Source organism: Yersinia massiliensis (assembly GCF_003048255.1).
GTDB classification, from domain to species: domain Bacteria; phylum Pseudomonadota; class Gammaproteobacteria; order Enterobacterales; family Enterobacteriaceae; genus Yersinia; species Yersinia massiliensis_A.
In genome coordinates this window covers 2,787,435-2,798,838 of the sequence record NZ_CP028487.1, presented here as the reverse complement: position 1 = coordinate 2,798,838, position 11,404 = coordinate 2,787,435, and the positions used below count along the sequence as shown (strand labels likewise).

The window sequence follows — 11,404 nt, the reverse complement described above, 5'->3', positions numbered from 1 at the left end:
CTTAAAAGAAAATGGTGCGTCAGTTGGGAATATTATTAATTAGCCAGCTTAAGCCTGAAGGATATGCTAAAAACGCCTCCAATGATCTGCATTGAGTTCAAAATCAAATTAACCACTTCCAACTAAATAGCATACCAAATAAATTAGGGGTGCTTCGAATTTTTTAATTACAAAACGCCAAAATAAGTTAATTATAATAAACTTGACGATAAATTCTCAAAAATTAAAATCATTGGTCATTAGCGGTTTTTTTATTTGTAACCGAGTGGTAGCTTAATGGTATATATCATTGGCTCCAATAAAGAGAATTGATATGCGATGTCGGATTTTTATGTTTTTCACTGATTTTATTGATTATTCCATTTGATGTATAAATCGTGTGAATATTAAATTGTTGCGACATTTGATAAGACGCCAATTCCTTATGTATTACCCAACTGTAGGTCTAAAATGAAAAAAATAAATCAGGATATCGCCCTTGAATCCACTGAAAACAGTGATTTAACAAATAAGTCCACAGTGAATAGATTTATTTCAATAATCAACGAAATGAATATAAATACAATGCCAGTGATGTTGTTTATCACGATTTCAGCCATTGTATTCATTTCGGCCTATGCCAGCTATTTACCGAAAAATATGATTGGCGGTTTAGCGGTGATCATGACCATGGGGTTTGTTCTTTCTCACATTGGTCGCCATATACCTGTTTTAAAAGATATCGGTGGACCGGCTATTTTATGCTTAATGGTGCCATCGGTACTCGTTTACTTTGGCATTTTCCAAACGAACACGTTGGATACCGTTCACTTGTTGATGAAGGAAGCAAATTTACTCTATTTCGTGATAGCCAGTTTGGTCGTTGGCAGTATTCTCGGAATGAACCGTGTCGTGCTAATTCAGGGAATGACCCGGATGTTTATTCCATTGGTAGTCGGCACGATAACAGCTGTGGCTACCGGTTTACTGGTTGGAAAACTATTCGGTTTTACCTTCTATCACACCTTCTTCTTTATTATTGTACCCATCATCGGTGGCGGTATTGGTGAAGGTATCTTGCCATTATCATTAGCTTATTCCGCAATCCTTGGGCAATCACCCGATGTCTATGTTGCTCAACTTGCGCCTGCGGCCGTTGTTGGGAATATCTTCGCGATTATCTGTGCGGGAGTGCTAGCGCGCATTGGTATGCGCCGCAAGGATCTCAATGGCGAGGGAATGTTAATTCGTTCGGCAAAGGACAACGCCATTTTCACTTCACAAGAAGGACCAAAACAAGCTGACTTTCAATTAATGGGGGGCGGGTTGTTGATGACCTGTGCTTTCTTTATTGTGGGGGGCTTATTTGAACATCTTGTTCATATTCCCGGCCCTGTGCTGATGATCTTGATTGCAGTGATGTGTAAATACGCACAGGTTATTCCAGCAAAAATGGAACAGGGCGCGCATAGTTGGTACAAATTTGTCTCCACAACACTGGTATGGCCGCTGATGATTGGCCTAGGGATGCTGTATGTTCCACTGGAAAGTGTCGTGGCGGTATTCTCTGTCGGCTATGTTGTGGTCTGTGGTGCCGTAGTGCTTTCAATGGCAGCAATCAGTTTTATCATCGCCCCGTATTTAAATATGTATCCAGTTGAAGCTTCCATTGTCACGAGCTGTCATAGCGGGCTAGGCGGAACCGGGGATGTTGCGATTTTGTCTGCATCTAACCGGATGTCGTTGATGCCTTTTGCTCAGATAGCTACTCGCATTGGCGGTGCATCGACGGTGATTGGCGCGACGCTGCTATTAGGTTGGATTATATAAAGAGATCTTTATAGCCGATAAGTGATTAGCGGTACCCTGATTGGGTACCTTTTTTTGGCAAGATGATCTGGCGCTTACGGCTTATGGATAACCCCTTATTGACAATACTGCTTTAACACTTCTTGCTGATTAGGTAAGCGCTTGTAGAGATAAACGGGCCGTCCAGTTGCCCCGTAAAGAACCTTAGTGCTAAGCACCTCGGTATCAGAAAGATAAATTAAATACTTACGGCAAGAAACTCGCGAAATACCAATGGCGTTTGCCATCTGTTCAGTCGAGAACTCTCCCTCCTGCATTTCTTGAATCCATTCGCATACAGTACGCAGTGTCTGCGCAGTCAGCCCTTTCGGAAGTTTTTTACGCTCGGTAGGGGCGGTATTGCTGCGCCGTAGTAAAGAATCGACGTCTTCTTGAGCACAATATTCACGTTGTTCCAGTAAGTTCTTTTTCTCACGGTAGGTGGACAGCGCCTCTTCGAAACGTGAAAACTGGAAAGGCTTGATCAAGTAATCAACCACGCCATATTGCAGCGCTTTTTTGATGGTATTGACATCGGTCGCTGAAGAAATAACGATCACATCAGTATGCACACTGAATTCACGTAACACTGGCAGTAAATCTAACCCATTATCCTGACGCATAAAAACATCCAATAGCACCAAATCAATGGGGTGTAGTGCCGTCATTAAATATTCTCTGGCTTGCTGCAAGCTGGAAACTGAACCGCAACAGTTGAAGCCGGAGACCTGATTGAGGTAGCACTTGTTCAGTTCCGCCACCATTGCATCATCATCCACTATTAATACATTAATCATGATTTACCGCACTGATGTTGTTTGAAGAAATATCACTAGAAGCCATATTATTATTCGATGCACTATTATTAAGGATAATGTCATAGGGGAGACTGATAAAGAACTGTGTGAAAACACCGGCTTCAGAGTCAAACTCAATATCGCCGCCAATACTTTCTAAACTCTGCCGCACCAAACTCAAACCGATACCGTGTTCAGTTCCTTTGGTGGAGAAGCCGTTATCAAAAATGCGATTTTGTAATTCAGCGGGTATTCCTGGCCCGTCATCACTGACGACACAATGCACCCGGCCATTTTGATAATGAAAACTGACATTGATTTCGCGTTGGTTCTGGTTGCCGATCGCCTCGAGGGCATTCTCAATTAAGTTACCTAACACCGTAATTAATGTCGTGGTCACTTGTTCATTCTCGGTATCTGGTAATAGGCTGTCGTCACTGATGGATAGTGTGATACCTAAATCCCGTGCGCGATTAATTTTACCTAACAAGAAACCAGCGATAACTGGGGATTTGACTTTACGCAATAGTGAGCCAATTTCTGCTTGATAATTGTTCGATGTTTTAACGATATAATCTTCAAGTTGCTGATAATACTTCATGTGTAATAGGCCAAGAATGACATGAAGCTTATTCATAAATTCGTGTGACTGCGCCCGTAAAGCGTCTGCGTAATGCACCATGCCAGTCAGGCGTTGCATGAGTTGACTCACTTCAGTCTTATCGCGAAAGGTCGCGATTGCACCAATCACATTGCCTTTTACCATGACCGGGACAGTGTTGGTCAGTAATATGCTGCCATTAAAATTTATCTCTTCGTCACGGCGAGCGATGCCAGTTTCTAACACTTGTTGTAGATATAAGCGCACCGGCCAATATTTGCTGGCATTACTCAACAATAAGTTCTCCATCGGACCGCTTTGCTTGAATAAACGTTTTGCTTCGTGGTTCACGACAGTAATACGTGAATCGGCATCAACGGCAATGACACCTTCCTTAATAGATTGCAGCATGGCATTACGCTGCTCAAATAAATTTGAGATTTCATAAGGTTCGAAACCCAACATAATTCGCTTCAGTGCTTTCACTAAAAACCAGGTCCCAACAGAGCCGATTAATGCGCCAAACAAGATGGTCCACGGGATAGTCCAACGGGTTTCACTGACAACCGAGTCAATACTGGTTAAGGAAATACCAATGGCCACTACGCCAATTTGTTTCCCCTGAGACCCATAGATGGGAGTGAAAACCCGTAATGCCCGTTCCAGCACACCACGATTTACCGCACTGTTTTCTTTGCCCTGTAACGCGGGTTCCAGATCATTGCCGATAAAGTGTTGGCCGATCATTTCTGGGTTAGGGTGAGAATACCGGATGCCTTTCATATCCGTAATAACGATGAATAATAGGTCATTGGCTTTCTGGACGTCGTGTGTGTAAGCCTGGATCTTCTGTCCATCAGCAGGATTAGATAAACCGTTAATGATGGTGGGTGAGAAGGACAATGCGCGAGCAACAGCGACGGCTTTATTTTGTAAACTGTCTTGCGCCATCTGGCTAAGCTGGATAAAAAACAGTGTGTGAACGACCAATAGCACTGAGACAATCACCGCAGAAACCATCAGGGTGATTGAGGTGCTGAGTCGTAACGGCACTTTTTGCTTACCTGCCGATGATGCGTTGTTCATGTCATGCTCCAGAGACACCGATCTTAAGGGTTTTCAGACGTCTAGATTGATGTAAAGAGGGGAATACCAAATCGCAGTAAGCGCAATTAGCGGGCTTACAAAGTTGGCTCATAGTTTACGCTGTTTAGTGATTAGGATGCTAAGACTTAGGGTTACTTTAGCTACATAACGATTTATATAGTTATACAAAACGACAGGTGCTTATGTGCTCTGTGCCTCAGAGCAATCTTTACGTTATGGCACCAGTGATTTAAATCTTTTCACTTGAAGAGGCGGTGAGCCATCAATATTCATTTCTTCTCTGCTTAGCAGTCACTCTTATTTTCAGATTTATCGTGGCTAACTTTATTCATTGTCACTAACAGCAAATTCTCTGTCTTAGCCATTATGTTATGTCGACGGAAAGCTAACGGGCATATGAATCTGCTATAGATAATTAATTGAGCGATAAAAACCCCCAATTATTCATTTCTATGCCATGAACCTGAAACATCAGCGACATTTTACCAAGATTTAATGATAATCAAATTGTTGAAAACAAGTGATATACAGCTTTCTTAAGCTAGGCTATCTTACTCTTAGTTGGCTTTCCTTAAGATTTTTTTGATTAATTAGCATGTTTAAGCTTTAAAACCGTTTCAATTGATTATTACTATTTTCTATAAGATAAAACGGCAGGCGTATTCTGCCGTCTTAAATAAGAAAAAAGAAAGACAAGAAAACAAACGGAAGTTAAACAAGAGATAACCAATATGCCTACAGATAATAGCAAAAATGGAATTATCGACTACGTATCAACCGGACATCTACCTGACCCAGACACGGTAGTGAGATTGGTGCAAGAAGCTCATCAGCGTTTTGGTACAGATACAGAAGGTGTGGTGTCAACCGTTTATCCCGCATTAGAACGTATTCCACCTAATCTCTTTGGTGTCTGCATGGTTGGTACTAACGGCAAGGTGCATTCAGCTGGCGATGTAGATTATGAATTTACCATCATGAGCGTTTCCAAGCCGTTTGTGTTCGCCTTGGTTTGTCAGGCTATCGGGGCAAAAGTTGCCCGCGAAAAATTGGGTGTGAACAGTACCGGAATGGCATTCAACTCCGTCACTGCGATTGAACGCGCCGCCGATGGGCGCACCAATCCCATGGTGAACTCTGGGGCAATTGCGACCACCAGTTTAGTACCGGGGGAGACCAGTGATGAACAATGGAAATTCATTTATGACGGTTTGTGCCGTTTTGCCGGACGTGAATTGACACTGAATGATGAAGTGTATCAGTCAGCCTGTGAAACTAACTACCGCAACCGTGGCATTGCCAATGTGCTGCAAGGGTATGGGCGTCTGGGATGTGACCCGCTTGTGGCGACTGATTTGTATACCCGCCAATGTTCATTGAATGTTAGCGCCCGCGATCTGGCCGTGATGGGGGCAACATTGGCTGATGGAGGCGTTAACCCGCTGACCGGCGAACGAGTCGTGGATAATGATGTGTGTCATTACGCTTTAGCTGTCATGGTCACGGCAGGGTTGTACGAAACCTCGGGAGACTGGCTTTATGACATTGGTTTACCGGGTAAAAGTGGCATCGGTGGTGGCATTGTGACAGTGTCACCAGGTAAAGGAGGCTTAGGGACTTTTGCACCGTTGCTCGATGGTGCGGGAAATAGTGTCAAAGGGCAATTGGCTGCTCGCTTCTTATCACGCAGTCTTGGGATGGACATGTTTGTTTCTGAACCTTACACCGAAAAGAGTTGAGCTTGCACGGCGGTATTGCGTTGAAAGTTCATCGTTTCAATAACTGGGCGGATATGAAAACCGACTGGTTCTGAAACCAAGAATAACATGTCAAAAGGATAGATAAATTTATGGCGAATCAATCTACTCATCATGCAGGTGTGGAAGTCAAAGAGTCCTGGGTGCCGATGATCACCATCGCAATGGCTCAGATTTTAATGTCATTCAACGTTGCCTCTCTGCCTGTTGCTTTGGGTGGAATGGTCAAAAGCTTCAATGTGCCGCCGACGACAATTGCGACCGCGATCGTGATGTACTCACTGTCCGTTGCCGGTTTCGTAATGCTGGGTGCCAAACTCAACCAGCGTTTTGGGCCGTTAGTGGTGTTTCGCGGTACCGTTTTACTGTTTGGTATTGCGCAGGTGATGATGACATTCAGTCCGAATGCCACCGTGATGATCAGCGCGCAGGCACTGAGTGGTTTAGCGGGCGCAGCGTTAGTCCCTGCATTAGTTGCGTTGATTGCTGAAAACTACCGTGGTACACAACAGGCTACCGCACTCGGGGCTTTGGGTTCTGCTCGCGCAGGCGCAGGCGTGGCGGCGTTTCTTATTGGCGGGATTCTTGGTACACATATCGGTTGGCGTCCTGCGTTTGGTATTTTGATTGTGTTGTCGGCAATCATTTTTGTACTGAGCTTCCGTCTAAAAGCCGATAAAGGCCGCCCAGAAGTGGGCATTGATATTATCGGTGTGATTCTGGCGGCGGCGGCGATTATTTTGCTGTCATTTGGTTTTAACAACCTAAACCGTTGGGGCTTTGGTCTAGTCCGTGACGGTGCGCCTTTTGATCTCATGGGTTTTTCACCTGCACCCTTTATGATTGTACTGGGTATCGTACTAGGGCAGGCGTTTGTGGTTTGGACGCGTCGCCGCCAAGAACAAGGTAAGACACCATTACTGGCACTGGAAGTTATCACGTCATCCACGGAAAAGGCCGCGGTATTTGCCATGTTCTCGGTCGTGGCATTAGAAGCAATGCTCAATTTCTCTGTTCCGTTGTATATCCAGATAGTGCAGGGCAGTACGCCAATGGCCACCGCAATCGCGATGATGCCGTTTAACTTGTCTGTGTTCTTCTCAGCCATGCTGATTGTCCGTTTCTACAAAAAACTCACGCCGCGTAAAATCGGCCGTTATGGCTTTATCACTTGTACTATTGCTTTACTGTGGTTGGCATTTGTCGTGCGCAACAACTGGAGTGAGTTCGCAGTACTGATCGGTCTGGTCATCTTCGGTCTTGCTCAAGGTGCATTGGTGACTTTGCTATTCAACGTGTTGGTCAGTGCATCACCGAAGGAACTGGCTGGCGATGTTGGGTCATTGCGTGGCACGACGAATAACTTAGCCAATGCCATCGGTACTGCGGTCGCCGGTGCTTTGTTGGTGGGCTTGTTAAGCGCTAATGTGATGCGTGGCGTGGCTGAAACACCGATTCTAACGGCTGAGCTTCAGGCTCAGGTCAATATGGATAGCATTAACTTCGTCAGCAATGATCGCCTGCAAGGTGTGTTAGCGCAAACGAACGCTACCCCTGAGCAGGTTGTCGAAGCGGTACGCGTGAATGAAGAAGCACGTTTACGCGCACTGAAGTTCGGTTTGTTGATTATGGCGCTGTTATCTCTCGTGGCAATCTTCCCTGCGGGTCGCTTACCTGACTATCTACCAGGTGAATTACCTGCCGATAATCTGGATCCGAAAGCCAATAAATAAACGACGATATTGGTAGGAAAGCGGGATAAAAAAGACTGACAGTGCGTAATGAAGATTGCCACTGTCAGTTTTCTTTTGGAGCAAAAGATCATCTTATTTGTGAAAGCGGGGCTTGGGTAAGGCAATATAGGTAATCGATGAGAATTGTAAGTGATGCATAAACTCTCTTAAAATCAGCAATCTGGCAGCAAACACGTTGTCGGCTGGTATGCCTTCTGAAGCCGCAGGCCTGCCCATCATAACTGCTGCTAATCTATCAAACATCCGCTCAACGGATTCCAATGACATGATGGTTTGAGCCTGTAGCGGCAAACCCGCGAGCTGGGCAATATCCGCAAGATTGCTGTCTGTTGTCAACAACTGCGAGGTACGATTCACCGCAGGGCTAATACGAATCACCTCGTCTTCGACCACCATAATGGCTGTTTCCATCTCATCTGGTGTCGGCGGATTGTGCTTGAAATAAGTCCGCGCAATATGGCTGGCACCCACGGTAAGTGGCTGCGTCACGACAGCATTATCTACGCCAGATGTCACGACACTGGTCGATTCATCACCAATCTGCAACAACGTCATCGCGGTGCTAACGCTGAGAGATGCACGAAGAGAGTCATAATCTGATTGCGTGTTATCCATCATTGAGTCCCTAAATCAGTCAGTTACTCGGTTAATCCATGTGGGACGACTAGATTACCTCGAAACACTTGTGGATTCATATGTTTGCCCGCACGGGAATCAATCAAATCGACCACTCTCCTAGCCAATGTCTCTAGCGAATACTCGATAGCGGGCACCGCCGGAACACCCGGTAATTGTACGGAACCGTCCAGACTGAAAACCATCACTTTATCGGGAACGGTACGTTTAAACAGATGTAATAGGGCAATCGCTTTCTGGGCTTCAATCTCGTCCATGACCAACAGGGCATTAAACTGCGCGCCATTGTTCAATAGCGTCTGTAATGCTTCGGAGGAGGCATTAACACTGCCCATCACCAAATTACGGTTATAGGGAATCAGGTAGTTTTCCAGCGCCCGCTGATAACCTAATAGCGTCTGTTCTGCCACCGTACCTGAGGCATGATTTAATAGCGCAATATGCCGACGCCCCTGACTGACCAAATAGTGGCAAGCTGTTTCTGCTGCAAAAGAGTGATCGAATAAAATACTGTTAGGCGTCGAAGATTCGAGGCAATCAATCATGATGGTTTTTTCATCGGGGGCGGGTAGTGGAAAGCGTGCTCCGATGATAATAATGGCATCACACAGGCCATTGGCCAACTCTGTCACCGCATTGGCGACCCCAACACTGTTATCGGCAAAGCGAAGTAATAAGTGTTTTTGATGCTGGCTAAACTGCTTTTCTAAAGCAAAAAGATAACTGGTCGTTTGCTGAATGTGTTCAGTCGCGCAAATCACACCAACACAGCCGGTTGACTGCGCCGTCAGAAATTGGGCAATCACATTCGGCTTATAGTTTAGAACTTCGACTGCCTTCATAACAGCCAAACGGCTCTCTTCCTTGACACCGCGCGACCCGCTCAACACGCGCGACACAGTGGCTTTAGATACGTTGGCTAACCGCGATACATCATTAATAGTCGACATAACTTCACTCCACTTTTTCTGATCAATGGCCAGAGGGCCTGGTCAGTTCCCTTTATCCTTGGTTCCCATTCTACTTCGTCCATTCTATACCCTGATTGCCATTACGGAAACCGTTGTTACCAGAGAGTATCCAGTAAAGCACCGATTTCTGCTTAGCTTTTTGTGACGTCTTTCACAACTGCATATCTTTCAGTAAGTAAATATATGAGCGCGCTCTCATATCTATTCCGTTTGGATGGAAACCGGTTTCCATTTTGTTTCCAATGGTGCTCAATATGACAAGGTTACAGTGAGGAAATAGGTGATGAAAAAAATAATGTTGTGCTGCTCCGCAGGGATGTCCACGAGTATGCTAGTCAAAAAAATGTTGGCAGAGGCTGCAACACGTGGGTTAGAGGTTCAGATTGATGCTTTTGGTGCTAGCGAATTCAATGAGCAATTCAGCCGCTATCAGGTTGTGCTGTTGGGGCCGCAGGTGAAGTACATGCAACGAGATTTGGCTGCGATAGCTGAACCTTTCGGTATTCCAGTGATGACTATCGACATGATGGATTACGGCATGCAACGCGGTGATAAGGTGCTCGATTTCGCCTTATCTCTTATTAATGCAGTGAAATAAAAGGTATCTGCAATGAGTTCTCTTTACCAAACAATGGTTGGGATGATAGAGCAAACCATCACGCCGCTGGCTGGGCGGTTAGGACAACAAAAATATATTATCGCGATCCGCGACGGCTTTACCTCAGCATTACCCTTTATGATCATCGGCTCATTTATGTTGGTCTTTATCTTCCCACCATTTTCCGCTGATACCACATGGGGTTTTGCCCGCGCATGGCTGAATTTCTCCAGCACTTATCGTAATGAATTGATGTTGCCTTTCAATCTCAGCATGGGCGTCATGACCTTCTTCATCTCCGTGGGAATTGGTGCCAGCTTGGGGCGGCAATATAAATTGGACCCCATCATGACGGGTCTATTGGCATTGATGTCATTCCTGCTAGTGGCAGCACCTTATTCTGACGGTCATATCTCTACTCAATATTTCTCCGGCCAAGGGATTTTTACTGCCATTATCACGGCGGTTTACTCCACTGAACTCTATGCCTTTTTAAAACGCCGCAATATCACCATTCGTCTACCGAAAGAAGTCCCGACAGGGGTGGCTCGTTCCTTTGAGATTCTCATTCCGGTGGTGGCGGTCGTTGGTACGTTGCATCCACTGAATTTATTCATCGAATCATCTACCGGAATGATAATTCCAGAAGCGATTATGCATTTGCTGGCACCTTTGGTTTCAGCGTCAGATTCGCTGCCAGCCATATTATTGTCGGTATTACTTTGCCAAATTTTGTGGTTCGCCGGCATTCATGGTGCATTGATTGTTACGGGTATTATGAACCCATTCTGGATGACCAATCTGGCACTGAATCAGGCTGCGTTAGCCGCAGGTGCACCTCTGCCACATATCTATCTACAAGGCTTTTGGGATCACTACTTACTGATTGGCGGTGTCGGCTCTACGTTGCCACTGGCCTTCCTATTACTTCGTAGCAAAGCTATTCACTTGCGTACTATTGGCAAGATGGGGATTGTGCCGAGTTTCTTTAATATCAACGAACCGATTTTATTCGGTGCACCGATCATCATGAACCCTGTGTTCTTCCTGCCCTTCATCTTTGTGCCGATGATCAACGCCACATTGGCGTATATCGCCACCAAGTTAGGTTGGATAGCGCAAGTGGTGTCATTAACACCTTGGACAACCCCAGCACCGATTGGCGCTTCTTGGGCGGCAAACTGGGCCTTCAGTCCTGTCGTTATGTGTCTATTATGTATGGTGTTCTCTGCGGTGATGTATTACCCCTTCCTCAAAGCTTATGAGCGCAGCCTGCTGAAAGCGGATGAAGAAAAAGAGCAACAACTGAGCTTTGCTGAATCAGCCGAAACTCGCTAAATTTTGATAAGACCTATT

Annotated in this window: 9 protein-coding genes; 5 read left to right on the top strand and 4 right to left on the bottom strand. The window is 45.4% G+C overall.

All coding sequences use genetic code 11. The annotated features are described in order from the left end of the window. Positions 1-450: 450 nt before the first annotated feature. Positions 451-1,809: a 2-hydroxycarboxylate transporter family protein gene (locus DA391_RS12985; RefSeq protein ID WP_050285995.1), complete on the top strand. Its 1,359-nt coding sequence runs from the start codon at positions 451-453 to the stop codon at positions 1,807-1,809. Between the two features lie 95 nt (positions 1,810-1,904). Here the strand turns inward: DA391_RS12985 and dcuR are convergent, their stop codons facing one another. Both dcuR and DA391_RS12975 read right to left on the bottom strand, forming a co-directional pair. Continuing rightward, the gene (gene dcuR, locus DA391_RS12980; protein WP_050081568.1) at positions 1,905-2,624 is read right to left on the bottom strand and encodes a two-component system response regulator DcuR; all 720 of its coding nucleotides are present in this window, start codon (positions 2,622-2,624) and stop codon (positions 1,905-1,907) included. Then, entirely contained in the window at positions 2,617-4,311 is a 1,695-nt protein-coding gene (locus tag DA391_RS12975; protein WP_050081566.1) for a sensor histidine kinase, read from the bottom strand. The genes dcuR and DA391_RS12975 overlap by 8 nt, the downstream gene beginning before the upstream one ends. Before the next feature lie 752 nt (positions 4,312-5,063). On the opposite strand from DA391_RS12975, the gene glsA reads away from it, so the two are divergent. Both glsA and DA391_RS12965 read left to right on the top strand, forming a co-directional pair. After that, positions 5,064-6,071 (top strand): glutaminase A, encoded by a 1,008-nt coding sequence (glsA, locus tag DA391_RS12970; RefSeq protein WP_050081564.1) that lies wholly within the window; start codon positions 5,064-5,066, stop codon positions 6,069-6,071. 110 nt (positions 6,072-6,181) lie between these two features. Further along, a complete protein-coding gene (locus DA391_RS12965) occupies positions 6,182-7,822 on the top strand; it encodes an MFS transporter (protein ID WP_050081562.1) in 1,641 nt (546 codons plus the stop codon). A gap of 93 nt (positions 7,823-7,915) precedes the next feature. Here DA391_RS12965 and DA391_RS12960 read toward each other — a convergent pair whose 3' ends face one another. Both DA391_RS12960 and DA391_RS12955 read right to left on the bottom strand, forming a co-directional pair. Further along, complete coding sequence (locus DA391_RS12960) at positions 7,916-8,458, bottom strand: hypothetical protein (RefSeq protein ID WP_050081560.1); 543 nt, start codon at positions 8,456-8,458, stop codon at positions 7,916-7,918. 23 nt (positions 8,459-8,481) lie between these two features. Next, on the bottom strand, positions 8,482-9,429 hold the full coding sequence (locus tag DA391_RS12955; protein WP_050285991.1) for a LacI family DNA-binding transcriptional regulator: 948 nt from the start codon (positions 9,427-9,429) through the stop codon (positions 8,482-8,484). Positions 9,430-9,733: 304 nt separating this feature from the next. On the opposite strand from DA391_RS12955, the gene DA391_RS12950 reads away from it, so the two are divergent. Both DA391_RS12950 and DA391_RS12945 read left to right on the top strand, forming a co-directional pair. Beyond that, complete coding sequence (locus DA391_RS12950) at positions 9,734-10,048, top strand: PTS sugar transporter subunit IIB (RefSeq protein WP_019209710.1); 315 nt, start codon at positions 9,734-9,736, stop codon at positions 10,046-10,048. Between the two features lie 12 nt (positions 10,049-10,060). Further along, entirely contained in the window at positions 10,061-11,386 is a 1,326-nt protein-coding gene (locus DA391_RS12945) for a PTS sugar transporter subunit IIC (protein WP_019209711.1), read from the top strand. The last annotated feature ends 18 nt before the right edge of the window (positions 11,387-11,404 follow it).

Excerpts from the sequence above, each read along its gene's own strand:
- DA391_RS12985 (WP_050285995.1), top strand. The coding sequence starts at position 451 with ATGAAAAAAATAAATCAGGATATCGCCCTTGAATCCACTGAAAACAGT.
- dcuR (WP_050081568.1), bottom strand. The coding sequence starts at position 2,624 with ATGATTAATGTATTAATAGTGGATGATGATGCAATGGTGGCGGAACTG.
- DA391_RS12975 (WP_050081566.1), bottom strand. The coding sequence starts at position 4,311 with ATGAACAACGCATCATCGGCAGGTAAGCAAAAAGTGCCGTTACGACTC.
- glsA (WP_050081564.1), top strand. The coding sequence starts at position 5,064 with ATGCCTACAGATAATAGCAAAAATGGAATTATCGACTACGTATCAACC.
- DA391_RS12965 (WP_050081562.1), top strand. The coding sequence starts at position 6,182 with ATGGCGAATCAATCTACTCATCATGCAGGTGTGGAAGTCAAAGAGTCC.
- DA391_RS12960 (WP_050081560.1), bottom strand. The coding sequence starts at position 8,458 with ATGGATAACACGCAATCAGATTATGACTCTCTTCGTGCATCTCTCAGC.
- DA391_RS12955 (WP_050285991.1), bottom strand. The coding sequence starts at position 9,429 with ATGTCGACTATTAATGATGTATCGCGGTTAGCCAACGTATCTAAAGCC.
- DA391_RS12950 (WP_019209710.1), top strand. The coding sequence starts at position 9,734 with ATGAAAAAAATAATGTTGTGCTGCTCCGCAGGGATGTCCACGAGTATG.
- DA391_RS12945 (WP_019209711.1), top strand. The coding sequence starts at position 10,061 with ATGAGTTCTCTTTACCAAACAATGGTTGGGATGATAGAGCAAACCATC.